20 protein-coding genes are annotated in these 24,852 nt (G+C 69.8%); 15 read left to right on the top strand and 5 right to left on the bottom strand.

What is annotated here, in order from left to right; all coding sequences use genetic code 11:
• Positions 1-65: 65 nt before the first annotated feature.
• The 6 genes from ML340_RS07285 (at position 66) to ML340_RS07260 (ending at position 4,263) form a co-directional block, all read left to right on the top strand.
• Complete coding sequence (locus ML340_RS07285; RefSeq protein ID WP_240098207.1) at positions 66-1,019, top strand: SPFH domain-containing protein; 954 nt, start codon at positions 66-68, stop codon at positions 1,017-1,019.
• Between the two features lie 3 nt (positions 1,020-1,022).
• Entirely contained in the window at positions 1,023-1,466 is a 444-nt protein-coding gene (locus tag ML340_RS07280) for an NfeD family protein (protein WP_240098205.1), read from the top strand.
• 55 nt (positions 1,467-1,521) lie between these two features.
• Positions 1,522-2,637, top strand: a complete 1,116-nt coding sequence (gene gcvT / locus ML340_RS07275; protein ID WP_240098202.1) for a glycine cleavage system aminomethyltransferase GcvT — start codon at positions 1,522-1,524, stop codon at positions 2,635-2,637.
• 68 nt (positions 2,638-2,705) lie between these two features.
• Positions 2,706-3,098 carry a glycine cleavage system protein GcvH gene (gene gcvH / locus ML340_RS07270; RefSeq protein WP_240098200.1) on the top strand — a complete coding sequence of 131 codons (393 nt, stop codon included), beginning with the start codon at positions 2,706-2,708 and terminating at the stop codon, positions 3,096-3,098.
• Between the two features lie 109 nt (positions 3,099-3,207).
• A complete protein-coding gene (locus tag ML340_RS07265; RefSeq protein WP_240098199.1) occupies positions 3,208-3,534 on the top strand; it encodes a hypothetical protein in 327 nt (108 codons plus the stop codon).
• Between the two features lie 381 nt (positions 3,535-3,915).
• Positions 3,916-4,263, top strand: a complete 348-nt coding sequence (locus tag ML340_RS07260; RefSeq protein WP_240098197.1) for a hypothetical protein — start codon at positions 3,916-3,918, stop codon at positions 4,261-4,263.
• 127 nt (positions 4,264-4,390) lie between these two features.
• On the opposite strand, the gene ML340_RS07255 is transcribed toward ML340_RS07260, so the two are convergent.
• Both ML340_RS07255 and ML340_RS07250 read right to left on the bottom strand, forming a co-directional pair.
• Positions 4,391-5,773 (bottom strand): serine hydrolase domain-containing protein, encoded by a 1,383-nt coding sequence (locus ML340_RS07255; protein ID WP_338064419.1) that lies wholly within the window; start codon positions 5,771-5,773, stop codon positions 4,391-4,393.
• A gap of 150 nt (positions 5,774-5,923) precedes the next feature.
• Positions 5,924-7,501 (bottom strand): GMC family oxidoreductase, encoded by a 1,578-nt coding sequence (locus ML340_RS07250; protein WP_240098195.1) that lies wholly within the window; start codon positions 7,499-7,501, stop codon positions 5,924-5,926.
• A 140-nt stretch (positions 7,502-7,641) separates the two neighbouring features.
• Here ML340_RS07250 and ML340_RS07245 point away from each other — a divergent pair, with 140 nt between their 5' ends.
• Positions 7,642-8,997 (top strand): NTP/NDP exchange transporter, encoded by a 1,356-nt coding sequence (locus ML340_RS07245; RefSeq protein WP_240098193.1) that lies wholly within the window; start codon positions 7,642-7,644, stop codon positions 8,995-8,997.
• An 18-nt stretch (positions 8,998-9,015) separates the two neighbouring features.
• Here ML340_RS07245 and ML340_RS07240 read toward each other — a convergent pair whose 3' ends face one another.
• Positions 9,016-11,508 (bottom strand): acyl-CoA dehydrogenase, encoded by a 2,493-nt coding sequence (locus tag ML340_RS07240; RefSeq protein ID WP_240098191.1) that lies wholly within the window; start codon positions 11,506-11,508, stop codon positions 9,016-9,018.
• Positions 11,509-11,683: 175 nt separating this feature from the next.
• Between ML340_RS07240 and ML340_RS07235 the strand changes: the two genes are divergently transcribed.
• The 5 genes from ML340_RS07235 to ML340_RS07215 all read left to right on the top strand — a co-directional run bounded on the left by ML340_RS07235 (position 11,684) and on the right by ML340_RS07215 (position 20,552).
• Positions 11,684-12,262, top strand: coding sequence for a TetR/AcrR family transcriptional regulator (locus tag ML340_RS07235; protein WP_240098189.1), 579 nt, complete (start codon positions 11,684-11,686; stop codon positions 12,260-12,262).
• 82 nt (positions 12,263-12,344) lie between these two features.
• Positions 12,345-14,096: a phosphoenolpyruvate carboxykinase (GTP) gene (locus ML340_RS07230; RefSeq protein ID WP_240098187.1), complete on the top strand. Its 1,752-nt coding sequence runs from the start codon at positions 12,345-12,347 to the stop codon at positions 14,094-14,096.
• Positions 14,097-14,263: 167 nt separating this feature from the next.
• Positions 14,264-17,290, top strand: a complete 3,027-nt coding sequence (locus ML340_RS07225; RefSeq protein WP_240098184.1) for a TonB-dependent receptor — start codon at positions 14,264-14,266, stop codon at positions 17,288-17,290.
• A gap of 98 nt (positions 17,291-17,388) precedes the next feature.
• Positions 17,389-18,969 carry a tetratricopeptide repeat-containing sulfotransferase family protein gene (locus ML340_RS07220; protein WP_240098183.1) on the top strand — a complete coding sequence of 527 codons (1,581 nt, stop codon included), beginning with the start codon at positions 17,389-17,391 and terminating at the stop codon, positions 18,967-18,969.
• Positions 18,970-18,971: 2 nt separating this feature from the next.
• Complete coding sequence (locus ML340_RS07215; protein ID WP_240098181.1) at positions 18,972-20,552, top strand: tetratricopeptide repeat-containing sulfotransferase family protein; 1,581 nt, start codon at positions 18,972-18,974, stop codon at positions 20,550-20,552.
• 77 nt (positions 20,553-20,629) lie between these two features.
• On the opposite strand, the gene ML340_RS07210 is transcribed toward ML340_RS07215, so the two are convergent.
• A complete protein-coding gene (locus ML340_RS07210; RefSeq protein WP_240098364.1) occupies positions 20,630-21,460 on the bottom strand; it encodes an XOO1806 family protein in 831 nt (276 codons plus the stop codon).
• Positions 21,461-21,597: 137 nt separating this feature from the next.
• On the bottom strand, positions 21,598-22,509 hold the full coding sequence (gene hslO / locus ML340_RS07205; protein WP_240098179.1) for an Hsp33 family molecular chaperone HslO: 912 nt from the start codon (positions 22,507-22,509) through the stop codon (positions 21,598-21,600).
• 112 nt (positions 22,510-22,621) lie between these two features.
• Here hslO and mtgA point away from each other — a divergent pair, with 112 nt between their 5' ends.
• Genes mtgA through ML340_RS07190 form a run of 3 tightly spaced genes read left to right on the top strand, consistent with a single transcriptional unit; the run spans position 22,622 to position 24,817 of the window.
• Positions 22,622-23,371: a monofunctional biosynthetic peptidoglycan transglycosylase gene (gene mtgA, locus ML340_RS07200; RefSeq protein WP_240098177.1), complete on the top strand. Its 750-nt coding sequence runs from the start codon at positions 22,622-22,624 to the stop codon at positions 23,369-23,371.
• Positions 23,372-23,388: 17 nt separating this feature from the next.
• Positions 23,389-24,429: a glycosyltransferase family 2 protein gene (locus tag ML340_RS07195; RefSeq protein WP_240098168.1), complete on the top strand. Its 1,041-nt coding sequence runs from the start codon at positions 23,389-23,391 to the stop codon at positions 24,427-24,429.
• On the top strand, positions 24,389-24,817 hold the full coding sequence (locus ML340_RS07190; protein WP_240098167.1) for a CBS domain-containing protein: 429 nt from the start codon (positions 24,389-24,391) through the stop codon (positions 24,815-24,817). The genes ML340_RS07195 and ML340_RS07190 overlap by 41 nt, the downstream gene beginning before the upstream one ends.
• The last annotated feature ends 35 nt before the right edge of the window (positions 24,818-24,852 follow it).

Genomic DNA, 24,852 nt, shown 5'->3' with positions numbered 1-24,852 from the left:
CGGCGCGTCGGCACCAGCGCCGCCGCGCTGCCTATACTGGCGGCCTCACCGGGGAGGAGACTGCCATGGGCTTCGCGTTGACCCTGATCCTGCTGTTCGCCGGCGTGGTGCTGCTGGCCAAGGCGGTGCGCACCGTGCCGCAGGGCTATGAGTGGACGGTCGAGCGCTTCGGCAAGTACACCCACACCCTCGATCCCGGGCTGCATTTCCTGGTCCCGCTGTACCAGGGCATCGGCCGCAAGATCAACATGATGGAGCAGGTGATGGACGTGCCCAGCCAGGACGTCATCACCAAGGACAACGCGGTGGTGAAGGTGGACGGGGTGGTCTACTTCCAGGTGCTGGACGCGGCCAAGGCCGCCTACGAGGTGGCGCAGCTGGACGTGGCCATCCTCAACCTGGTGATGACCAACATCCGCACCGCGATCGGCTCGATGGACCTCGACGAGTCGCTGTCCAAGCGCGACGAGATCAACGCCAAGGTGCTGCGCGCGGTGGACGAGGCGACCCACCCCTGGGGGGTCAAGGTCAACCGGATCGAGCTGAAGGACATCCAGCCGCCGCGCGACCTGGTGGATTCGATGGCGCGCCAGATGAAGGCCGAGCGCGAGAAGCGCGCCAACATCCTGGAGGCCGAGGGCCTGCGCCAGGCCGCGATCCTGCGCGCCGAGGGCGAGAAGCAGTCGAAGATCCTGGAGGCGGAGGGCGAGCGCGAGGCCGCGTTCCGCCACGCCGAGGCGCGCGAGCGGCTGGCCGAGGCGGAGGCGCGCGCGACCCAGGCCGTGTCCGAGGCGATCGCCAAGGGCGACGTGCAGGCGATCAACTACTTCGTCGCCCAGAAGTACATCGAGGCGTTCAAGTCGCTGGCGGAGGCGCCCAACCAGAAGTTCGTGCTGCTGCCGATGGAGTCCAGCGGCGTGCTCGGGTCGCTGGCCGGGATCGCCGGGCTGGCGCGCGAGGCGCTGCAGCCGGCGGCGGACGCCGGCGGCGCGCGCCGCGCCCCGGCCGAACGGGCCTGAGCCGTGCGCTGGGACGTGTTCGCCTGGGCGGCGCTGGCGCTGCTGCTGTTCGCGGCCGAGGCGCTGGCGCCGGGCGCGTTCATGCTCTGGCTCGGGTTGGCGGCGGCCGCGGTCTGCCTGCTGGTGCTGCTGCTGCCCGGCCTGCCGCTGCTGGTGCAGGCCGCGGCGTTCGTGGTGCTCGGCTTCCTCGCGGTGCTCGCGTACCGGCGCTGGTTCCGCGACCGCGCCCGGCGCGCGGATGCGCCGACCCTCAACCGCCGCAGCGCGGCGCTGGTCGGGCGGGTGGTCACGCTCGAGCAGGCGATCGTGCAGGGCCGCGGGCGGGTGCAGATCGCGGACGCCTACTGGGACGTGACCGGTCCCGACCTGCCGGCCGGCACTGCGGTGCGGGTGGTCGCGGCCGACGCCATGACCCTCACCGTCGCGCCGCTCGCGCCGGTGGAGTGACGCCCGCGGCCGGCGGCTCTGGGATAATCGCCGCTTTCCCAGCGCAGGATCCCGCATGAGCCGCACGACCCCCCTCCACGAGCGCCACCGCGCCCTCGGCGCGCGCATGGTCGATTTCGGCGGCTGGGACATGCCGCTGCACTACGGCTCGCAGGTGGACGAACACCACCGCGTGCGCCGCGACGCCGGCATGTTCGACGTCAGCCACATGACCGTGGTCGACCTGCACGGCGCCGGCACCCGGCCGTTCCTGCGCCGCCTGCTCGCCAATTCGGTGGACAAGCTCGCCAAGCCCGGCAAGGCGCTGTACACGACCATGCTCAACCCCGAGGGCGGGGTGATCGACGATTTGATCGTGTACTTCCTGGCGGAGGACTGGTTCCGGCTGGTGGTGAACGCCGCCACCCGCGACAAGGACCTGGCCTGGATCACCGCGCAGGCCGCGCCGTTCGCGGTCGAGGTGCGCGCGCGCCCGGACCTGGCGATGGTCGCGGTGCAGGGGCCGCAGGCGCGTGACAAGGTGATCGCCCTGCTGCGCGCGCAGGACCAGGCCGCGGTGGCCAAGCTCGCCCGCTTCGCCGCGCGCACGGCCACCACCGCGGACGGCACCGAGGTGTTCGTTGCGCGCACCGGCTACACCGGCGAGGACGGGTTCGAGGTGATCGTGCCCGGCGCGCGGGTCGTCGCCTTCTGGGACGCGCTGCTGGCGGCGGGGGTGGCCCCGGCCGGGCTCGGCGCGCGCGACACCCTGCGCCTGGAGGCCGGGATGAACCTCTACGGCCAGGACATGGACGAGACGACCACCCCGTACGAGGCGGCGCTGGGCTGGACGGTCGCGCTGGATGCCGGCGCCGACGGCGCGCCGCGCGACTTCATCGGCCGCAGCGCGCTGGAGGCGCAGCGCGCGGCCGGCGTGCCGCGCCAGTTGGTCGGCCTGGTGATGGACGAGAAGGGCGTGCTGCGCCATGGCCAGCGGGTGCTCACCGCGCAGGGCGAGGGCGAGGTGCTGTCCGGCACGTTCTCCCCGACCATCGGCAAGGCGATCGCGTTCGCGCGCATCCCGGCCGGCGAGCCGGGCGCGGTGCGGGTGGACATCCGCGGGCGCGAGGTCCCGGTGCGGGTGGTCGCCTTCCCGTTCGTGCGCGACAACACCGTGCAGCCCGGCATCTGATGCCGGCCGCCGCGCTTCGCTAGACTTTGCCCACCCCTCCACTGCCGCAGCCCCTCCAGGAGCCAGCCATGAGCGAGATCCCCGGCGACCTCAAATTCCTCAAGTCCCACGAATGGGTGCGCGTCGAAGGCGACGGCCGCGCCACCGTCGGCATCTCGGACCATGCCCAGGCGGCGCTCGGCGACCTGGTCTACGTGGAGCTGCCGAACGTCGGCGACCGGGTCGAGGCCGGCAACGCCTGCGCGGTGGTGGAGTCGGTCAAGGCCGCCTCCGACGTGTACGCGCCGGTCAGCGGCAAGGTGGTGGAGGTCAACAGCGCGCTGGCGGACAAGCCGGAGACGATCAACGAGGACGCCTACGGCGACGGCTGGCTGTTCGTGGTCGAGCTGGAGGATCCCGAGCAGCTCAACGACCTGCTCGATCCGGACGCCTACGCGGAGCTGCTGGACGAGGAAGACTGACGCCGGGCCGCGCAATCGCCGGCATGCAGCGCAGACCCGCGGCGGCGACGCCGCGGGTTTCGTTTTTCCGGGCGGCGAAAGCGGCACAGCCTGGCGCAGGCGCACCGCGATGCCGCCGCAACGCGCGCGGATTTCGCGCAAATCGCGCGCAAGCGCGCTTGTGCGGCGCGAAAAATCCGCCGCGCGCGTGCCCGCGGCGCGCAGTCGCATCCGCCGCGTCGGGCGCGGCATGCGCACGCCGGCGCACGTGCACGATGCCTGCGCATGCGCGCATCGCATGCGCGCAAAGCCGCGCCAATACTTGCTTTCAGCGCGTCGCGCGCGCGGACGCCACGCGCGGATGCAGGGCCTCGATGCGCGCGGCGACGTGCATTCGCGTGCCGCGCATGCTGACTTTCGGCGTTCGCATGCGTGCATTCGCATGCACAGTTGTTGACAGTGGAAAAAAGCGTGCTTAGCTTTCGCCAAGCAGACTTGGCCTGCGGAATCAAGTGAGCGGACGCGACGCGACAGCCGACGGCAGCAAGCCCACTTCGATCGCCAGCATCGGATCGACGGGCATCGGCAGCGCTCCCCTCCGCATCGACGCGATCCCTGCAGGCAGGACCTCGGTCAGCCGCCGGAACCGCCACGGGCAAGGCGGCGGGCAGTGCCACCGGGAGGTCCAGCACGGTAGCCGCGACGGGGAATCGCCGGCCGCCACCGCATCCGTTCCGGCGCGCACCGCGCGCCGGCGGTCGATCGCGGGTCCGACACCCGCGGTGTCTTTCGCAACTGGGCATCCACCGAGCTGTATCCATTGACGAGGAGCCATCCCATGGCCGTGAAGAAAGCTGCTGCGAAGAAACCCGCCGCGAAGAAGGCGGTGAAGAAGGCCGCCGCCAAGAAGCCGGCGGCGAAGAAGGCGGTGAAGAAGGCCGCCAAGAAGCCCGCCGCCAAGAAGGCGGTGAAGAAGGTCGCCAAGAAGCCCGCCGCGAAGAAGGCGGTGAAGAAGGCCGCTGCCAAGAAGCCGGCGGCGAAGAAGGCGGTGAAGAAGGCCGCTGCCAAGAAGCCGGCCGCGAAGAAGGCCGCCCCGAAGAAGGCCGCGGCGCCGAAGAAGAAGGCGGCGCCGAAGAAGGCCGCCAAGCCGGTCGTGATGCCGGCGACCCCGATGCCGGCGATGTGAGCCGGCGGCGATCCGGCCCGTCCGGATCGCACGCAGTGATCCTCAAGAGCCCTTCCCGTTGCCCAGGCGGGAGGGGTTTCTTTTCGGCCGTCGGCGCGCCGGCGCCGCGCGCGCTGCGCAGTCCCGATCAGTGCGGCGAGGCCTGCGCCGCGGAGGCGTCCGCGCCGGCCGGGGCTTGCCCGCGGGCGTACAGGGTCGGCAGCGGCTCTTCGGGCTCGCCCTCGTCCTCGATCCACTGGCCGCCGGGCAGCCCGAGCGCGCGGTCGAGCACGGTCGGCAGCAGCCCGGAGGGCAGGGCGCTCTCGCTGTTCCACAGGATCGCCACCCCGAGGTCCTGCTCCGGCAGCAGCGCCATCGCCGCGCGGTAGCCCTGCACGGCGCCGCCGTGGAAGACCACCGGATGCCCGGCGTAGGCGAACGCACGCCAGCCCAGGGCATAGCCGGCCGCGGTCAGGCGCGCGCGCCGCCAGGCGCTGCCGTGCAGTTCCACCGGGGTGTCCACCAGCGGGCGGTGCAGGGTGGCCAGGAGCGGCGCCGGCAGCACGTCCGGGCGGTCGCCGAGCTGGGCGATCAGCCACTGCGCCATGTCGCTGATGCTGGCGTTGACCCCGGCCGCGGGCGCGACCCGGTAGTAATTCGGCTTCGGCTGCACCGGCACCCAGCCGCCGCGGCCGCGCACGTGCGGGCGCGCCCAGCGCGCGCTGGCCTCGAGGCCTTCCAGCCCGTAGCTGGCGTCGTGCATGCCCAGCGGCTTGAAGATCCGGCGCGCCACCGCCTCGCCGTAGAACTGGCCGGTGGCCGCGAACACCACGTCGCCGATCAGGCTGAAGGCGACGTTCTGGTAGGCGTAGCACTGCCCGGGCGCGCACGCCATCGGCGCATTGGCCATGCGCAGCACCAGGCTGCGCGGGTCGGCATCGCGCTCGAGGTCGCGGTCGAAGGCGTTGCGGGTCAGCCCCACGCGGTGGCTGAGCAGGTCGGCGAGGGTGACCTGCTCGGCCGCGCCCGGCTGCGCCAGCCGGAACTGCGGGACGTAGTCGGTCAGGCGGCTGTCCCAGCGCAGCAGGCCGTCGTTGACCAGCAATCCGGTGAGGGTGCCGGCGAACGACTTCGACAGCGAGGCCAGGCGGAACACGGTGTGGGCATCGATCGGCTCGCCGCTGTGCACGTCGGTGACGCCGTAGCCGCGCAGGCTGAGGATGCGTCCGTCCTGCACGATCGCCAGCGCCAAGCCGGGCACCTTGCCGCTGGCGACCAGGCCGGCGGCGAGGCGTTCGATGTCGCGCGGATCGAACGCCAGCGCATGGCGCGGCGGGCGCTGCACCAGGCCGAGGCCGCTATCGGCGGGCGCGGCGGGCGATGCCGCGGGCGGCGCGGTGTCGATCGGTGCGGTGGATGCGGGGGCGGCCGCGGAGGCGTGGCCGATCTGGCTGGCGCCGCCGATCGCCACCGCGAGCAGGGTGGCGGCGAGGCCGGCAGGCCACAGGCGGCGCGCAGCGAGCTTCCCCATCGATCCCACCTTCGGCTGTCAGGACCGGCCCGATTCTAGCGCCGCGTGACGGTTTTGCATGAACAGGCCGAGGAAGGCGCGGCAAGGGCTTGATCGCGATCACATACGCCGGGTGGCGTGACCGCCGCCGCGGCGACTAGGCCGCGCGGATCACCCCGCGCGGATCAGATCCGCGGCGCGCTCGGCGATCATGATGGTCGGCGCGTTGGTGTTGCCGCTGGGCAGCGCCGGCATCACCGAGGCGTCCACCACCCGCAGTCCGTCCACCCCGCGCACGCGCAGCGCGGCGTCGACCACCGCGGCGGCGTCGTCGCCCATGCGGCAGGTGCCGACCGGGTGGTACACGGTCTCGGCCTTGGCGCGCACGAAGGCGGCCAGCGCGGCGTCGTCCAGGTCCTCGCGCGCCGGGAAGATCGGCGCGCCGCGGTAGGGGGCGAAGGCGGGCTGCTGCAGGATGTGGCGCGAGATGCGCGCGCATTCGACCATCATGCGCAGGTCGAAGCCCTCGGCGTCCGACAGGTAACCGGCCTCGATCCGCGGCTTGTCGCTGGCGCGGTTGCTGGCCAGCACGATCCGGCCGCGGCTGCGCGGATGCAGGAAGCAGGCGTGCAGGGTGTAGCCGTCGCCCGGCAGGCGGTGGCGGCCGTGGTCGTCGAGCATCGCCGGCACGAAGTGGAACTGCACGTCGCAGCGCTCGTCCGCCGCCAGCGGCGAGCGCCAGAACCCGCCGGCCTCGGCCAGGTTGCTGGTGCCCGGCCCGCGGTGGCCGCGCAGGTAGTAATCGAAGGCCAGTCGCAGCTCGCTGGTGCGGTCGTAGCTGACCGGGCGGGTGCAGTGGTACAGCGTGCAGATGTCCAGGTGGTCCTGCAGGTTGGCGCCGACCCCGGGGCTGTCGTGCACGACCGCGATCCCGAGCCGGCGCAGCGCGTCCGCCGGGCCGATCCCGGACAGCATCAGCAGCTGCGGCGAGTTGATCGCGCCGCCGCTGAGGATCACCTCGCGCGCGGCGGGCTGGTGGAAGGCGCGCCCATGCATGGCATAGGTGACGCCGCTGGCGCGCCCGCCGGCGAAGGTGATGCGGTTGACCAGTGCGCCGGTGTGCACGGTCAGGTTGGGCCGCCCGCGGATCGGCGCGAGGTAGGCGGTGGCTGCCGAGCAGCGCGCGCCGTCGCGCTGGGTCACCTGGTACAACCCGACCCCGGCCTGCTGCGGGCCGTTGAAGTCCGGATTGCGCGCCAGGCCGGCCTGCTCGGCGGCGGCGATGAAGACCTCCGACAGCGGGTTGTGGTAGCGCAGGTCATCCACCGCCAGCGGCCCGTCACCGCCGTGCAGCGCATCCGCGCCGCGGGTATTGGCCTCGGCGCGGCGGAAATAGGGCAGCACGCTGGCCCAGTCCCAGCCGCGCGCACCCTGCGCCCAGCGGTCGTAGTCGCCCGGGACCCCGCGCACGTAGCACATCGCGTTGATCGCGCTGGAGCCGCCGAGCACCTTGCCGCGCGGCCACCACAGGCGGCGGCCGTCGAGCTGCGGCTCCGGCGCGGTCTGGTAGTCCCAGTTCACGCCCTTGCGGTTGACCAGCTTGGCCAGCCCGGCCGGCATGTGGATGTAGGGGTGCCAGTCGCGCGGGCCGGCCTCCAGCAGCAGCACCTTGACCGCAGGATCTTCGCTGAGGCGGTGGGCCAGCACACAGCCGGCCGAGCCGGCGCCGATGATGATGTAGTCGTACAAGGCGGGCAGTCGCGGCGGGGACCGGCCGACGCTATGCCCGCGCGCTAGAGCAAATGCTCGGGGCGGCGGCGCGCGCGGGCTGGCGATGCGCCGCGGCTACGGTTACCGTGGCGCGTCCTTGCCGCCACCGTGTCCGCGCGATGCCTGCCCCCGCCTTCGCTCCCGCCGGCCGCCTGCGCCGGGCGCTGGCCGAGTCCCCGCCGCTGCTGTGGTCGTTCCTGTATTTCTTCAGCCTGTTGTGCGGCTACTACCTGCTGCGCCCAGTGCGCGAAGCGATGGGCGCCTCCAACGACGCCGCCACGGTGTTCCCGCCGGCGATGATCGCGTTCTTCGCCGCGCACGGGGTCGCGCTCAAGGAGCTGACCCTGCAGGTGCTGTTCACCCTGACCTTCCTGATCATGCTGGTGCTGCAGCCGGCCTATGGCTGGCTGGTCAGCCGCTGGCCGCGGCGGGTGTTCCTGCCGGTGGTCTACGGCGTGTTCATCGCCACCTTGCTGCTGTTCTACCTCGCCTTCGACAGCGGCATGCCCGGGCGCGGGATGGCGTTCTTCCTGTGGCTCACCGTGTTCAACCTGTTCGCGGTCGCGGTGTTCTGGAGCTTCATGGCGGACGTGTACGACGACCGCGCGGCGCGCCGCTACTACGGTTATATCGGCGCCGCCGGCACCCTGGGCGCGATCCTGGGTCCGCTGCTCACCCGGGCCCTGGTCGAGCGTTTGGGCATCGCGCAGCTGATGCTGGTCTCGGCCGGGTTCCTGCTGCTGTGCATCGTCTGCCTGCTGCGCCTGCGCCGCTATGCGGTCGCGCGCGAGCGCACGCAGCGGCTGGCCAGCGGCGAGGTGCCGATGGGCGGCAGCGTGCTGGCCGGGCTGCGCCTGGTCGCGCGCGAGCCCTTGCTGCGCTGGCTGGCGGTGCTGACGGTGTTCGGGGTCGGGGTCGGGACCCTGCTGTACAACGAGCAGGCGGCGATCGTGCGCCGCTTCTATCCGGATCCGGAGCAGGCCACGGCCTATTACGCGGCGATCGACCTGGCGGTGAACGGGTTGACCCTGCTGGTGCAGCTGGCGCTGACCCGCGCGCTGCTGTCGCGCTTCGGGATCGCGCCGGCGCTGCTGGTCCCGGCGCTCGGGCTGGTGCTGGGCTACGCGGCGCTGGCGGCCTCGCCGCTGCCGCTGCTGGTGGCGGTGGTGCAGGTGTTCACCCGCGCCAGCGAGTTCGCGCTGGCCAAGCCGGCGCGCGAGACGATCTATACCCGGGTCGCGCGCGAATGGCGCTACAAGGCCGGCGCGGCGATCGACACCGTGGTCTACCGCGGCGGCGACCTCACCTTCGTCTGGCTGCACAAGCTGCTGGCGCTGGCCGGGCCGCAGGCGGTGTTCGGCGCCGGCCTGGTGGTCGCCTGCGGCATGACCGTCGGCGCGTTCGGGGTGATCCGGCAGGCGCGCCTGCTGCCGGAGGCGCGCCCGGCGGACGCGCCAATGACCGCCGCCGGCTGAGCGGCGGGCCGCCCGGGGTCAGGCCGCCGCGCGCGGGGAGGCCGCGCCGGCCGCGGCGTCGGCGGCGGCCAGCGCGGCGTAGCCGGCCGAGCGCAGCTCGGCGGGGTCGAAGTCGTCGACCGTGATCGCGTCCAGGGTCATGGCCCGCAGCTCCTCCAACTGCGCGCGCTCCTCCGCGGTGATCCAGCCCTCGCGCACGCCCTCCTCCAGCTGCGCCTCGAACTCCAGTGCCTCGATGTCGCTGTTCTTGAGCGCCTTGAGGAACTTGCGCTCGACCGGCTCGGCCAGCACCACCTTGGGCAGGTAGCTGATGATGCGGCCGGCCGGGTTGTTGGCGCATGGGGTGGTGAAGATGCCCTCGGCGAGGCGGTCGCGGGCGTCGTTCGGGCTCATCAGCAGGGCCGCCACCTTGTGCCCGAGACGGTCGCTGGGCGCCTGCGCGCGCCGGCCCCAGGGGAAGATCAACGCCCACAGCAGCCAGCCGACCGGGCGGATCGGGAAGTTGCGCAGCGCGCCGGACAGCGCGGTCTCGATCTTGTTGACCGCGTCGTGGAAGGCATAGGCCAGCAGCGGCTGGTCGCCCGCGGGAGCGCCGCGGTCCTGGTGGCGCTTGAGCATCGCGCTGGCGATGTAGAGCTGGCTGAGCACGTCGCCGAGGCGGCCGGAGAGGGATTCCTTGAACTTGAGCTTGCCGCCCAGCAGCAGCATCGAGGTGTCGGCCATCAGCGCCAGCGCCGCCGAATAGCGGTTGAGCTTGCGGAAGTAGCGGCGGGTGTAGGCATCCCCCGGTGCGCTGCCGATGCGCGCGGCGGTCAGCCCGTACCACAGGCTGCGCACCGCGTTGCTGACCGCGTAGCGGATGTGCCCGAACAGGGCGGCGTCGAACTGGTCCAGGCGCTGGCGCGGGTCCGGCAGCTGCGCGGCCTTCATCTCCTTCATCACCCACGGATGGCACAGGATCGCGCCCTGGCCGAAGATCATCAGCGAGCGGGTCATGATGTTGGCGCCCTCGACCGTGATCATGATCGGGGTGGCCTGCCACGAGCGCCCGGCGAAGTTGCGCGGGCCGAGGATGATGCCCTTGCCGCCGAGCACGTCCATGCTGTCCATCGAGGCGCGCCGGCCCATTTCGGTGCAGTGGTACTTGGCGATGGTGGAGGGCACCGCCGGGTTCTCGCCGCGCGCGACCGCGGCGGCGGTCGCCTCCGCCAGCGCGCTGCAGGCGAAGGCGTTGCCGCCGATCCGCGCCAGCGCCTCCTCCACCCCCTCGAAGCGCCCGACCGACAGCCCGAACTGCTTGCGGATGCGCGCGTAGCTGCCGACCGCGACCGCGCCGAGCTTGGCGCCGCCGCTGGCGGTCGAGGGCAGGGTGATCGAGCGCCCGATCGACAGGCATTCCATCAGCATGCGCCAGCCCTGGCCGGCGTAGTCCTCGCCGCCGATCAGCTGCGACAGCGGCACGAACACGTCCTTGCCGTGGATCGGCCCGTTCTGGAACGGCGAGTTGAGCGGGAAGTGGCGGCGCCCGATCTCCAGCCCCGGCGTGTCGCGCGGCACCAGCGCCAGGCTGATGCCGATGTCGCGCTTGTCGCCGAGCAGGCCGTCCGGGTCGTACATGCGGAAGGCCACGCCGATCAGGGTCGCGACCGGGGCCAGGGTGATGTAGCGCTTGTTGAGGGTGAGGCGGATGCCGAGCACCCGCGCCCCGTTCCAGTCGCCCATGCAGACGATCCCGTAGTCCGGGATCGAGGTCGCGTCCGAGCCGGCGAACGGGCCGGTGAGGGCGAAGCAGGGCACCTCGCGGCCGTCGGCCAGGCGCGGCAGGTAGTGGCGCTTCTGCTCCTCGGTGCCGTAGTGCATCAGCAGCTCGGCCGGCCCGAGCGAGTTGGGCACGCCCACGGTGGAGCTGAGCACCGTGCTGGCGGTGGCCAGCTTCTGGATGACCTTGTGGTTCATCAGTGCGGAGAAGCCGAGCCCGCCGTACTCCTTGGGGATGTTCAGGCCGAAGAACTTGTGCTGCTTGATGAAGTCCCAGACCTGCGGCGGCAGGTCGGCGCGCACGTGGGTGATCTCCCAGTCGTCCACCATCCGGCACAGCTCCTCGCACGGCCCGTCGAGGAAGGCCTGCTCCTCCTCGGTCAGGGCCGGCGCCGGCTGTTCCAGCAGCACGTCCCAGTTCGGCTTGCCGGAGAACAGCTCGCCCTCGAAGCCGACCGTGCCTGCCTCCAGCGCGGTGCGCTCGGTGTCCGACAGCGGCGGCAGCAGGCGGGTGTAGAAGCGCAGCAGCGGGGCGGTGACCAGCGGCTTGCGCAGCTGCGGCACCAGCAGCAGGACGGTGACCAGCGCCAGCAGGGCGGCGGCGACCAGGGTCGCGCCGGTGGCGGCGCCGAACAGCCAGCCCAGCAGCAGCAGGCTGGCCGCCAGCGCGGCCCACACGGCCAGGCGCAGGCGGTGGTAGGCCGCGAAGCCCGCGGCGACCAACAGGGCGAGGAAGGGATAGAGCGTGCTCATGGCGGCATCCGGTGCGCGAAGGAGGCGACGGGGTGAGGATGGCGGCGGCCGGCGTAAGCCGGCGTCATCGTCCATACCGGAGCGTATGGCGACGCGCGCGCGGCTGTCAACGCGGAAAATCGAGCAGAAACTCGAGCATACTGGTGGCCCGTTCCCGCACCCGGCGTTCCCTGCGATGTCCCAAGCCGCCCCGCGCAGCCAGCGCCTGAGCGCCGACGACTGGGCCCAGGCCGCGCTCGAGCAGATCGCCACCCAGGGGGTGGCGGCGGTCGCGGTGGAGCCGCTGGCGCGCCGGCTGGGGGTGACCAAGGGCAGCTTCTATTGGCATTTCCCCTCGCGCGACGCCCTGCTGCAGGCGGCCCTGGAGCGCTGGGAGGCGGCCGAGCAGGAGTTGGTGTTCGGCGCCCTGGAGCAGGTGCCCGACCCGCGCGAGCGCCTGCGCGCGCTGTTCCGGCTGGTCGCGCACGAGGCGCGCTCGCACATTATTTATAGTGAGCTGCTGAAGGCACTCGACCACCCGGTGGTGAGCCCGGTGATGGAGCGCGTCTCCCAGCGCCGGCTGGACTACCTCGCCGCCAGCTTCCGCCAGGCCGGGCTGGGCCGCACCGACGCCCAGCACCGCGCGCGCCTGGCCTATGCCGCCTACGTCGGCTTCCTGCAGCTGAGCCTGCAGCTACACCAGCCGCGCCTGCACCACGACGAGTTCGAGGCCTACGTCGAGCACGTCATGGACACTCTGATCCCGCCGTCCTGAGCGCCGGCCGCGCCATGCCCGCCCTGCCGCCGCGCCCGCGCCTGCAATCGATTGCAACCCACCCCGACCGGAAGGAGCCGGTATGCCGAGCCGCCTCGATGCCCTGAACCGCTGGGTCGACGACGTCGCCCGCCTGACCCGCCCGGCCGCCATCCACTGGTGCGACGGCAGCGACGCCGAGCACGCGGCGCTGATCGCGCGGATGGAGGCCGACGGCACCCTGGTCCGCCTCAACCAGGCTACCCATCCCGGCAGCTGGCTGCACCGCTCGCACCCGGACGACGTGGCGCGGGTCGAGCACCTCACCTTCGTCTGCACCACGGAGCGCGAGGACGCCGGCCCCAACAATCACTGGATGGCGCCGGCCGAGGCGCACGCCAAGATGGACGCGCTGTTCGACGGCTGCATGCAGGGCCGCACGATGTACGTGATCCCCTACTGCATGGGCCCGATCGACTCGCCGCTGTCGCGCTGCGGGGTGGAGATCACCGACTCGCCGTACGTGGTCGTCAACATGCGCATCATGACCCGCATGGGCGCGCCGGCGTTGGCGCGGATCGAGCGCGAGGACCGCTTCGTCAAGGGCCTGCATTCCACCGGCGAGCTCGACCCCGCGCGCCGCTTCATCATGCATTTCCCCGAGGAGCTGACGATCAAGTCCTACGGCTCCGGCTACGGCGGCAATGCCCTGCTGGGCAAGAAGTGCCACGCGCTGCGGATCGCGTCCTGGCAGGCGCGCCAGGAGGGCTGGCTGGCCGAGCACATGCTGATCGTCGGCATCCAGACCCCGCAGGGGAAGACCCACTACATCGCCGCCGCGTTCCCCTCGGCCTGCGGCAAGACCAACCTGGCCATGTTGATCCCGCCGGAAGGCTACCGCCGCGCCGGCTGGAAGGTGTGGACGGTGGGCGACGACATCTGCTGGATGCGCCCCGGCGCCGACGGCCGCCTGTATGCCATCAACCCGGAGGCCGGCTTCTTCGGGGTGGCCCCGGGCACCTCGGCCAAGTCCAATCCGAACGCGCTGGCCACCGTGCAGGCCAACACCATCTTCACCAACGTCGGCGTCACCGCGGACAACCAGCCGTGGTGGGAAGGCCTCGACAACGGCCTCACCCCGGCGCTGGACTGGCGCGGCGAGCCGTTCGACCCGGCCACGCGCCCGGCCGCGCATCCGAACGCGCGCTTCACCGTCAGTGCCCGCCAGTGCCCGTCGTACTCGCCGATGGCCGAGGACCCGCAGGGCGTGCCGATCAGCGCCATCGTGTTCGGCGGCCGGCGCGCCTCGCTTGTGCCGCTGGTGTTCCAGGCGCGCGACTGGACCCACGGCGTACTGGTGGGGGCGGCGATGGGCTCGGAGACCACCGCCGCGGCCGCCGGTGCGGTCGGCGTGCTGCGCCGCGACCCGATGGCGATGAAGCCGTTCTCCGGCTACCACTTCGGCGACTACTTCGCGCACTGGCTGGCGTTCGACCGCGCGGGCGCGCAGCTGCCCGCCATCTTCCACGTCAACTGGTTCCGCAAGGGCGAGGACGGCAAATTCCTGTGGCCCGGCTTCGGCGAGAACCTGCGCGTGCTGGAGTGGATGATCGGGCGGGTGGAGGGCCTTGTCGGCGCGGTCGAGACCCCGATCGGCCTGTTGCCGCGGCCGCAGGACCTCGACCTCGCAGGCCTGGACCTGACCGACGCCGCCCGCGCAGCCCTGTTCGGCTTCGACCGCGACGGCTGGCGCGCCGAGTTCGACGCCCTCGCTGCGGACTTGGCGACCTATGCCCCGCGCGTGCCCGAGGCCCTGCTGCAGGAACACGCCCGCGTGCGCCAGGCTCTCGGCTGAGCCGCCAGTTCCATACGAAACTGAATGCGGCAAATCCGCCTGAACAGGCCCTGAGGGGCTTGTTAAAGATTTGTTGCCTGTTCTATAGTCGGACGGTCGCGCCGGTCTGGCCGGACGGCAACCCTAAAACGCAAGTCCATCACCATCCCGAAGGGGGATACATCCACATGGCTTCCAACTACTTCGCGAAGGGCCTCAAGCGCAGCGCCCTGGCGGTCGCCCTCGGCGTCTGCTTCGCTGGCGGCGTGCAGGCGCAGAGCAACACCGCGGGTGCTGTGACCGGCCGCGCCACTGCTGGCGACACCATCACCATCACCAATCCGGCCACCGGCTTCAGCCGCACGACGACGGTCGGCGCTGACGGCAGCTACCGCTTCTCCCAGCTGCCTACCGGCCAGTACCAGATCACCCGCAACGGCGGCAATGCGCGCAATGTCACGGTCAACGTGGGTAGCGCGAGTAACATCGATTTCGTCGGTGGCGATGCCAAGACCCTTGACGCGGTCACCGTGGTCGGGACTGGTGCGATCAACCCGATCGATGTGTCCTCGGTCGAGTCCACCACGATTCTGACGGCCCAGCAGATCGCGCGCATCCCGGTGCAGCGCGATGCTACTTCGGTGGCCCTGCTGGCGCCCGGCACGGTGCGCGGCGATGCCGCGTTCGGCAATCTCGCCTCGTTCGGCGGTTCGTCCGTGGCCGAGAACCAGTACTACTTCAACGGCTTCAACATCACCAACACCTTCAACAACCTGGGGTTCGCACGCATTCCGTTCGAGGCGGTGGCCGAGCAGCAGGTCAAGACGGGTGGCTACGGGGCCGAGTTCGGCCGCTCGACCGGCGGCGTCGTGAACCAGATCTCTAAGCGCGGCACCAACGAGTTCAAGGCCGGCGGCAATCTGTTCTGGACCCCGGAAAGCCTGAACGCCACCCCGAAGAACTTCTACCTGAACGACGGCACCCTCCGTGCCGATCGCTCGAACAATACCGTCGGCACGGCCCTGGTCGGCGCCGTCTGGGCCAGTGGCGCGCTGGTCAAGGACCGTCTGTTTGCCTACGGCCTGATCCAGTACACCAAGCAGGATGACAGCAACACCATGTCCTCCACTCGCGGTTTCAGCACCGCGGAGAGCAGCAAGCAGCCGAACTGGGTGCTCAAGCTGGACTGGAACATCAACGACAACAACATCCTCGAGTTCACCGGAATTTCGGACGAGCGCAAGTACGAGACCAAGTACTACTCGACCAACTATTCCGATCCCATCCTGCCGACTAATCCGACCTTCAATCAGTACAAGGGTACCGAGTACGACAAGTTCGGCGGCAACATCTACATCGCCAAGTACACCGGCTACATCACCGACAACTTCACCATCTCGGCGCTGGCTGGTCACGGCGAGTCCGCGCGCAGCAACTACTCGGTGACTTCGACCGGCCTGGTCAACAGCTACAACGGCCAAGTGGGCAGCGCGGTCAGCGGCTGCCCGGTGATCGTCGATGCGCGCCCGTCGGCGGTCAACAAGCTGGTGCCGCCGATCACCGGCTGCGCGCTGGCCAACTTCCTCGGTCGTCCGGATGCGAAGGACACCCGCGATCAGTACCGGATCGATGCCGAATGGCAGCTCGGCAGCCATCTGATCCGCGGCGGTATCGACGTCGACAACTTCAAGTCGGTGGCGGGCGAGTCCTACTCCGGCGGCATCGTCTGGCGCTACGGTCGTTATGCGGCGACCGGCTTCACCGGTGAAAACCAAGTGGTGCGCAAGCGCGTGTTCCAGTCGGGTTCCACCGTTGCGGTCGACCAGCGCGCCTTCTACATCGAAGATTCGTGGTCGATCACGCCCAACTTCGTGGCCTATCTGGGCGCGCGCTGGGATACCTTCGAGAACAAGAACGGCGACGGTCAGACCTTTGTCAAGATCAACAACCAGTTCGCCCCGCGCCTCGGCTTCAGCTGGGATGTCTACGGCGATTCCAGCTTCAAGGTCTTCGGGAATGCGGGCCGCTATGCGCTTCCGCTGACTGCGACCGTTGCCGTCCGCGGCGCCTCGAAGTCCCTCTACAGCGAGCAGTTCTACACCTACACCGGCATCGACCCGGTGACCGGTGCGCCGACCGGGCTCACCCTGATCAACAATCCCAACAACGGCCGGCCGATCCGCTATCTGAACAACGAGTTCGGGGTGGGCAAGAATCCGCAGACCATTGCGGATCTGAATCTCAAGCCGATGTACCAGGATGAGTTCATCATCGGCCTGCAGAAGGAACTGACCGACCACTTCACCCTGGGTGTGCGCGCCATCCATCGCGATCTGAAGGCCGCGATCGATGACAACTGCGATTATCGTCCGATCATCGCCTGGGCGCTGGCCAACGGCTTCAGCGATGCTGGCGGCATCTTCATCGAGCCGCAGGACAAGACCCAGCCGAACGATATCGCTGTCTACAACCCCGGCTTTGCGTTCTGCCACCTGTACAACCCGGGTCGTGACGCGACCTTCAAGATGGACATCAACGGGGATGGCCAGCTGGAAGAGGTGCATCTGACCGCCGACCAGCTCGGTCCGAAGGCGAAGCGCAAGTACACCGCGCTCGAAGTGTTCTTCGAAGGGCACTGGGACCGTGCGTTCATGCAGGGCTCCTACACCTTTGCCAAGAGCATCGGCAATACCGAAGGTGGCGTGAAGTCCGATATCGGCCAGGCCGATACTGGCACCACCCAGGACTTCGACTACCCGGAGCTCATGGAAGGTGCGTATGGCTATCTGCCTAACGATCGTCGCCACAGCCTGAAGCTGTACGGCAGCTACGACATCACCGACACCATCACCGTCGGTGCCAACCTGCTGGTCCAGTCGGGGCGCCCGATCAACTGCTTTGGCTTCCATCCGGTCAACTCTGGCTATGGCAACAGCTACTTCTATTGCCAGGGCCAGTTGGTGCCGCGCGGCACCGCCGGGACCACCCCGTGGACCCGCAAGCTCGACCTGAACGTCGCTTGGCGCCCGGCGTTCGCCGACAAGCATCTGACCTTCAAGGTCGACGTGTTCAACGTCTTCAACAATCAGGGCGTCGTCAGCGTCGAAGAGCATGGCGAGGATGCCTCGGCGAACTGGCAGCCGAACGTGTGGAAGTCGGCGACCGGCTATCAGACGCCCCGCTCGGTCCGCTTCATGGTGCAGTACGACTTCTGATCCGTCTGCATCGATGCTGCTTTGGACGGCCGCCTTGCGCGGCCGTCTTTTTTGCAGGGCTCGGCTGGTGCCGTCTAGTTTCATCAATGGAGGTAGGCATGACTTCTCCACAGCATTGGCAGGAGGCGGAGCGGGCGTACCGGGCGGGGCGGCATGAACAGGCCCGTGCACTCTATACGGAGCTCGCCGTGCATCCTGCCTATGCGGCGCATGCCCGCTTCCGCTTGCTCGAGCTCGACTACAACGCAGGCGCGCTGCGCCGGGCGACCGCGGAATTCCTGCAGCTACATCCAAAACTGACTACCGAGCCTACGCTGCTGGCCGCAGCGTGCCGTCTGGCTTTCCAGCTTGGAGAAACCAGGCTTGCGCTCGCATCCGCGGAGAGTCTCTTGGATGCGGGCGCACCCGTCCCGCTGCTTGCACAGACCGCGATGCTCTTGTCGGACTGGATGGAACCGCGGGCGTGCCTGCGGCTGTTGGCTGGGGCCCGTCATCGTGGGTTGCCGCGTACCGCTGGTGCGGCCTACCTAGAGGGGCTGAATGCCATGTACCTCGGAGACCTGGATCATGCGGCCAGGATGCTGCAGGAGGCCTTGGATCTGGATCCCAACTTCGTGCCGACGTACTGGGCTCATGCCAAGCTCAGGCGCGCGGACAGGCGTAGTGAGCGAATCGACTACCTACGGAAGCTGCATAAAACATTGGGTGAGGCGCACGCGGACACTCCGTTGGTGCTTTACAGCCTGTTTCAAGAGCTGGACGCAAACGATGACATCCAGCATGCGTGGCCGGTGCTGTGCGAGGCTGTACGAACGCGGCGCGCCCAAGTGCGGCACTCGGAAGCCGATGAGTGCGCATTATTCCAGAGTGCCGCCGACGGGATCCGACGCTGGGCTGCTACTGATCCTGTCGCGCCAGGAAGCCACACCAGTGGGCCGCGTCCGATCATGATCGTTGGCTTGCCACGCACCGGGACGACGGTGGTTGAACAGAGCCTGTGCCGGGAGTATTCCGTAGTCGCCGCAGGTGAGCTGCGTGATTTCGTGTTCCAGATGCGCTGGTCAGTGGACCTACCCGGGCCTCCGCATCCCGACCCGGCCTTGATGGGCGCGCTAGGTGATCCGCAATTGGCGGAAGTAGGAAACCGCTATTTGCACCACACCCAGTGGAGGGCGGGCGGAGCCGATGCCTACATCGACAAATGGCCTGAGAACTACTTGATAGCGGCTGCGGCACTGGCGTCGATTCCGAGCTTGCGTGTGTTGGCGCTTCGTCGGGGAGCGATGGATGCGTGTTGGTCGAACCTGAAGGAATGGTTCGGCAATTCCTACTACTACAGTTACGAATTCGAGGCAGTCGCAAGACGCTGGGTACGCTATGACATGCTGGTTGAGCTACTGCAGGCATCGTTCCCGGAGCGTGTGCTGATCGTGAACTACGAGGAATTCGTCGCTGCTCCGTCTGGCATGGCGGCTAAGTTGGCGGGCTGGCTTTCGTTGCCTGAGCGAGAATTCGCCCGAACCGGATCTGATGCGGTCGTGGCGACCGCCAGCACGGTGCAAGTCAGGCAGGGGGTGAGCACACGTCACGTAGAACAGTGGCGGCGCTATGCGCAGTACCTGGCCCCGCTTGAGGCTGAAGTCGAACGGGCACAGCGGCAACTGTCGAAGGAAGCATAGTGATGCAGCAAAATCCTGTTCCGGACGCTCTACGTAAGTTGCTGGCGTATGCGCAGCCCCAGGCCGAAGCCAGGGATTTGCCCGGATTGCGGACGTTGGTCGCCGCGGTCGGCGTGGAGCCGGAGCGCAAGGCTGCGGGGTTCGTGAACTATTCCTACCAGTTGTCGCTGGAGGGCAGCTATCGCACAGCTAGGGTTGCAACATTGTGCGCACTTGCCCTGCAGCCGCGTAATGTACATACGCGGGTCCAGCTCGCGGCCCGGTTGAGGACCTTCAACGAGGCAGGGCTGCTGGAGGAACTGGTGGCGGCATCGGGCAGGCTCGTGGACATGCCAATTCCGCTACTGCTCTCGTATGCCGCACAGTGGTCATACTTCAACCGGCAGGAGCTCGCGATCAAGTTCCTCGACGAAGCCTACCGTGCCGATCCAGATTATCCTCCCACGCTGGTCTCGCGGGGTCAGGTCCTGACCTATCTCGGCCGCCTGGATGAAGCAAGGCGCTGCTTCGAGCGCTGCATCAAGCGTGCGCCTGAGTTGCCGCAGGCCTATTGGCATCTGGCGCATGTTCGCAAGGCAAGTCTGAACGACAATCAGATCGACGCGTTGCGGAGGAGGTTGCATCAGGCGCAGAGCGGCTCGGATGCGAAGGCATTGCTCGGTTTTGCGTTACACAAAGAGCTGGACGACCTTGGCGATTTCGCCGGGGCATGGCAGGCACTGGTAGAGGGATGCAATGCGAAGCGTGCGATGCTCGGATATGACCGTGCGGAATCCAGGCGCCTGTTCGACGAGCTCCATGATTGGCGGCCAAAAACTGGACATGACACCGATAGCGGCTGCCATGGGCGCACGCGCCCAATATTCATCCTTGGCATGCATCGCTCTGGCACGACCTTGCTGGAACAAATGTTGGATGCAAGCGAGGATGTCATTTGCACCGGGGAGCTTTACGACTTCACCACTGCAATGCGATATGCCACCGACCATCACTGTCGCGGCGTGATCGACCGTGAGATCGTGGTGCGTGCAAGAGCCATCGATTTTCGCGAGGTAGGGAAACGCTATCTTGATGGCTTGCAGTGGCGAGTCGGAACTGCGCGCGCGTTCACAGACAAATTGCCATCCAATTTCCTCAATCTTGGTTTCATCTGCGAGGCGCTGCCCGATGCCCGCATCTTGCACATGGTGAGGGATCCGGTCGAGGTGTGTTTTTCGAACCTGCGCGAGCTTTTCTCGGACGCCAATCCCTATTCGTATGATCAGGATGAATTGGCAGAGTGGTACCAGTTGTATGCGCGTTTGATGCAAGAGTGGGAGAGCCGCTATCCGGGCCGGATACTGAATGTGGCGTACTCCGAACTGGTCGCCGATCCGCGCCGGACCATGAAGGCGGTCGCGGAGTTTTGTGGAATCGACTACATCGAGCGGATGTCAGATCCGCGCGCAAGTGCGCGACCGGTGGCGACTGCCAGCGCGGTCCAAGTGCGTGGTGGCCTTGATCGGCGCGACGTGCCCAAGTGGAAGCCTTACGAGAAGTGGCTCGGGCCGCTATTGCGCGGGCTCGCCAAAATTCCGGGGTAGGGCGCACGCCGGCGTTGTGGCGACGACGTGGCATCGCGCCGGGGAGCGCACGATCGCCCCGCCCGCGCTCACCTAGCTCAGAGATCCTGCTGGTAGCGGATGTACGGCACGGTGCCGTCTTCGTTCTTGCCGCCGGCGGCGGAGAACGGGTTGCGCCCGCTGGTGACCACGTTGTCGGCGCCGACGGTGAGCTCGCCGCTCCACGGGGTGCGCCAGCTGAGGCCGAGGCCGAGGCCCTTGAACGCTTCGCTGCCGCCGGGGACGTTGACCACCCGGCCGACGATGCTGGCGCTGAACGCGCCGTAGCCGCCGCCGATGCTCAGGCTGCGGGTGTTCCATTCGTCCGCCAGCTGCGGCACGTCGGCGGCGGGCACCAGCCTAGCGCGGGCGAGAGTGCCGCCGACGCTGACGTAGGCCTCGCGGCCGATGCTCTTCTCGGCGAACAGGGACAGGTCGCTGCCCTGCACCCGGCCGGGCACCTGCGCCGGGGTCAGCCACGCCGGCAGCAGGCCGGAGCGCTCGCTGCCGAGGCTGAGCCCGACCCGGCCGCCGTCGCGGGCCAGCGCGAGGCCGGCGCTGCTGCGCTGGGCGCTGCGGTCGCCGTCGAGCGCGGCCAGCACGCAGTTGCTGGCGAGCTGGCCGATGCCGCTGGCGAGGCCGCCGCGCTGGTCGCACAGCAGGGCGAGCGAGCTGCCGCGCTGCAGGCCGTAGGTGGTTTCCAGGGTGGTGCTGCCGAACCGCCAGCGCGCGCCGACGCCGCTGGCGGTGGTCGCCGGCTCCAGCAGCAGCACGGCCTCGAGCTTGCCACTGTCGCGGTTGAGGACCGGCACCACCGCGGCGTCGCGCGTGCCCGGCTTGGCCTTGGCCTGCGCCAGCGCGCCGCCGCTGGCGAGGGCCAGGGCGACCAGGGCAGCGAGGGCGGTGGCAACGGGCAGGCGCATGGCGCGGTTGGGACAGCCGGCGGGCGGCGGAGTTCCGGGGAATGACGAGGGCAGCCTAGCGCATTTATGAATCCTTAACAAGCCCGCAACACGCCGCGGGCGCCTCAATGCAGCCGCGGGGCCTCCAGCGGCAGGGCGCGTTCGGAGTCGGCAAAGAGCGCCGCGACCTGCGCCGGATCGAACCGGTAGGTCTGCCCGCAGAACTCGCATTGCACCACCGCCTCGCCGCCGCCGGCGGCGACCGCGGCCTCCGCCTCGGCGCGGCCGAGGGCGACCAGCATCGCCCCGACCCGGTCGCGCGAGCAGGAGCAGCCGAAGCGCAGCGGGCGTTCGCCCAGGGCCTGCGGTTGCTCCTCGTGGAACAGGCGGTGGATGAGGCGGTCGGGGGGCACGGCGAGCAGTTCGTCAGCGCCGAGGGTGTCGAACAGCGCGCCCACCCGGGTCCAGCCGTCGGCGTCGCCGCCGTCGCCCGGCAGCGCCTGCAGCATCAGGCCCGCGGCGCCTTGGTCGTCGCAGGCCAGCAGGATCCGCGTGGGCAGCTGTTCGGACTGGCGGAAGTAGGCCTCGAATGCACCGGCCAGATCGTCCGCGGCCAGCGGCACCACGCCCTGGTAGCGCAGCGCATCGCGCTGGCCGAGGCCGGGATTCTCGATGGTGATCGCCAGCATGGCGTCATCGCCCAGCGCGCGCAGCCGGTCCGGCACCGCGGCGGCATCCTCCGCCAGGCGGGCGATGCCGCGCAGGGTACCGGCCGCGGTGCATTCGGCGAACAGGGTGCGCAGCGCACCGCTGCCACGCAGCTGCACCGACAGCCGGCCCTCGACCTTGGCATGCGCGGTGAACAGCGCCGAGGCCGCCAGCGCCTGGCCCAGCCAGACCGCGACCGGCGCGGGATAGTCCGCGCGCGCCCGCACCTGGCGCCAGGTGGCGTCCAGATGCACGGCCACCCCGCGCACGCCGGCGCCGGGCAGCAGGAAACGGGACAACAGATCGGCTTGGGGCGCGGCAGGGGACATGCGGGGTACCGGTGGCGGCCGCGCCTGCGGATAATCGGGCGGCATCGAGGATGCCGGTGCAGATGGGGATCGGGATGCGGATCGGCAAGGGGCGGCCGTGGCGGGGCGCGGCGTGAGCGGCTGGCGTGCACGCCTGCGCGGGTGGTGGTGGAAGCTGCCGCTGCTGGCGCTGGCGTTCAGCGTGCTGCAGGTGCTGCTGCTGCGCTGGGTGGACCCGCCGGGGTCGATGTTCATGGCGATCCGCCAGGCCGAGGCCTGGATGCAGGGCGACGTCGGCTTCCGCCTGCGTTACGACTGGCGCGGCTGGGACCGGCTGTCGCCGCAGCTGCCGCTGGCGCTGGTCGCGGCGGAGGACCAGAACTTCGCCCGCCACCACGGCTTCGATTTCGCCGCGATCGAGCAGGCGCAGGCGCACAACGCGCGCATGATCGCGCGCGCGGAGCGGCGCGGCACCCCGGTGCGGCGCCTGCGCGGGGCCAGCACCATCAGCCAGCAGGTGGCCAAGAACCTGTTCCTGTGGCAGGGCCGCGGCCCGCTGCGCTGGCTGCGCAAGGGGCTGGAGGCCTGGTACACGGTGCTGATCGAGGCCTTGTGGCCGAAGCGGCGGATCCTCGAGATGTACGCCAACATCGCCGAGTTCGGCGACGGCGTGTACGGCGCGCAGGCGGCGGCGCGGCGGTTCTTCGGCAAGGACGCCGCGGCGCTGACGGCCGCCGAGGCCGCGCGCCTGGCCGCGGTCCTGCCCAGCCCGCGGCGCTACGATGCCGCCCGCCCGGGGCCCTACGTGCAGCGCCGCAGCGCGCAGATCCAGCGCCAGATGCAGTTGCTCGGCGGCCCCGCCTGGCTGCAGGTGCTGCCGTGATCGGGCACGATCCGCGCATGCACGAGCTGCCCGTCGAGGAGCGCTGCGTCACCGTGGTGGTCGCGGCCTGGAACGAGGCCGCGGCGCTGCCGCTGCTGCATCCGCGGGTGCAGGCCGCGCTGGCCGCGGCCGAGGCCGACGGCCTGGCCGCGCGCGTGCTGTACGTCGACGACGGCAGCAGCGACGGCACCTGGGAGGTGCTGCAGGGGCTGCAGGCGCAGGATGCGCGGGTCGCGCTGCTGCGGCTGTCGCGCAACTTCGGCAAGGAGGCGGCGCTGACCGCCGGGCTGGACCATGTCACCCGCGGTGCGGCCTTCATCGTGGATGCGGACGGCCAGGACCCGCCGGAGCTGCTGCCGGCCTTCCTGGCCAAGTGGCGCGAGGGCTACGACGACATCCACGGCACCCGCACCGGGCGCGACGGCGAGGGCTGGCTCAAGCGCGCCAGCGCGCACCTGTTCTACCGGGTGATCGGGCGGCTCTCGCGCACCCCGGTGCCGCGCGACACCGGCGACTACCGGCTGCTGTCGCCGCGCGCGCTGGCCGCGCTGCGCACCCTGCGCGAGCGCCACCGCTTCATGAAGGGCCTGTTCGGCTGGGTCGGGTTCCGCCGCGCCGCCATCCCCTACCGGCGCGGGCCACGGGTGGCCGGCGCCAGCAAGTTCGACCTGTGGAAGCTGTGGAACTTCGCGCTGGAGGGCATCACCAGCTTCTCCACCGCCCCGCTGCGGGTGGCCACCTACCTCGGGCTGGCGACCGCGCTGCTGGCCTTCGCCTACGCCGCCTGGGTGGTGGTCAAGGCCCTGCTGTGGGGCGATCGGGTGGCCGGCTGGCCCTCGCTGATGGCGGTCATCCTGCTGCTTGGCGGGGTGCAGCTGATCGCGCTCGGGCTGATCGGCGAGTACCTCGGGCGGCTGTACGAGGAGGCCAAGCAGCGCCCGCTGTACCTGGTGGAGGACTGGCGCCCGCCGGCGGGCGTATGCTTGCCGCAGTCCCCCGCAACGCAAGGAGAATCCCATGCGCACGGTACGGCAACTGCTGGCGGACAAGTCCCCTGAAGTCCACGCGATCGCGCCGGATGCGCCGGTGCTGGAGGCGCTGCGGCGGATGGCCGCGCACGGCATCGGCGCGCTGCTGGTGATGGACGGGCCGCGCCTGGTCGGGCTGGTGTCCGAGCGCGACTACGCGCGCAAGGTGGTGCTGCTCGGGCGCGCCTCGCAGGACACCCCGGTGCGCGAGATCATGACCGGCGAACTGGCCACGGTGGCGCCGGGCGACACCGTGGAGCACTGCATGCAGCTGGTCACCGACCGCCGCATCCGCCACCTGCCGGTGCTGGAACAGGGCCAGGTGGTCGGCGTGCTGTCGATCGGCGACCTGGTCAAGGCGGTGATCGAGGAACAGCAGCAGCAGCTGGAGCAACTGCAGCGCTACATCGCGTCCTGACCGCGCGGCGCCCGTGCGGGCGCCTGGGCGCGTCG

Origin of the sequence: Thermomonas flagellata, from assembly GCF_022419185.1 — a bacterium.
Taxonomy (GTDB): Bacteria; Pseudomonadota; Gammaproteobacteria; order Xanthomonadales; family Xanthomonadaceae; genus Thermomonas; species Thermomonas flagellata.
Note: the sequence above shows the minus strand (reverse complement) of the source record. Positions and strands in the feature narration are given on the sequence as shown.

What these genes read in the sequence shown, in the direction of transcription:
- ML340_RS07195 (WP_240098168.1), top strand. Translation starts at nt 23,389, where the DNA reads ATGCACGAGCTGCCCGTCGAGGAGCGCTGCGTCACCGTGGTGGTCGCG.
- ML340_RS07255 (WP_338064419.1), bottom strand. Translation starts at nt 5,773, where the DNA reads ATGGGGAAGCTCGCTGCGCGCCGCCTGTGGCCTGCCGGCCTCGCCGCC.
- ML340_RS07220 (WP_240098183.1), top strand. Translation starts at nt 17,389, where the DNA reads ATGACTTCTCCACAGCATTGGCAGGAGGCGGAGCGGGCGTACCGGGCG.
- ML340_RS07190 (WP_240098167.1), top strand. Translation starts at nt 24,389, where the DNA reads ATGCGCACGGTACGGCAACTGCTGGCGGACAAGTCCCCTGAAGTCCAC.
- ML340_RS07260 (WP_240098197.1), top strand. Translation starts at nt 3,916, where the DNA reads ATGGCCGTGAAGAAAGCTGCTGCGAAGAAACCCGCCGCGAAGAAGGCG.
- ML340_RS07240 (WP_240098191.1), bottom strand. Translation starts at nt 11,508, where the DNA reads ATGAGCACGCTCTATCCCTTCCTCGCCCTGTTGGTCGCCGCGGGCTTC.
- ML340_RS07230 (WP_240098187.1), top strand. Translation starts at nt 12,345, where the DNA reads ATGCCGAGCCGCCTCGATGCCCTGAACCGCTGGGTCGACGACGTCGCC.
- ML340_RS07265 (WP_240098199.1), top strand. Translation starts at nt 3,208, where the DNA reads ATGCCGCCGCAACGCGCGCGGATTTCGCGCAAATCGCGCGCAAGCGCG.
- ML340_RS07225 (WP_240098184.1), top strand. Translation starts at nt 14,264, where the DNA reads ATGGCTTCCAACTACTTCGCGAAGGGCCTCAAGCGCAGCGCCCTGGCG.
- ML340_RS07245 (WP_240098193.1), top strand. Translation starts at nt 7,642, where the DNA reads ATGCCTGCCCCCGCCTTCGCTCCCGCCGGCCGCCTGCGCCGGGCGCTG.
- hslO (WP_240098179.1), bottom strand. Translation starts at nt 22,509, where the DNA reads ATGTCCCCTGCCGCGCCCCAAGCCGATCTGTTGTCCCGTTTCCTGCTG.
- ML340_RS07285 (WP_240098207.1), top strand. Translation starts at nt 66, where the DNA reads ATGGGCTTCGCGTTGACCCTGATCCTGCTGTTCGCCGGCGTGGTGCTG.
- ML340_RS07215 (WP_240098181.1), top strand. Translation starts at nt 18,972, where the DNA reads ATGCAGCAAAATCCTGTTCCGGACGCTCTACGTAAGTTGCTGGCGTAT.
- gcvT (WP_240098202.1), top strand. Translation starts at nt 1,522, where the DNA reads ATGAGCCGCACGACCCCCCTCCACGAGCGCCACCGCGCCCTCGGCGCG.
- gcvH (WP_240098200.1), top strand. Translation starts at nt 2,706, where the DNA reads ATGAGCGAGATCCCCGGCGACCTCAAATTCCTCAAGTCCCACGAATGG.
- ML340_RS07235 (WP_240098189.1), top strand. Translation starts at nt 11,684, where the DNA reads ATGTCCCAAGCCGCCCCGCGCAGCCAGCGCCTGAGCGCCGACGACTGG.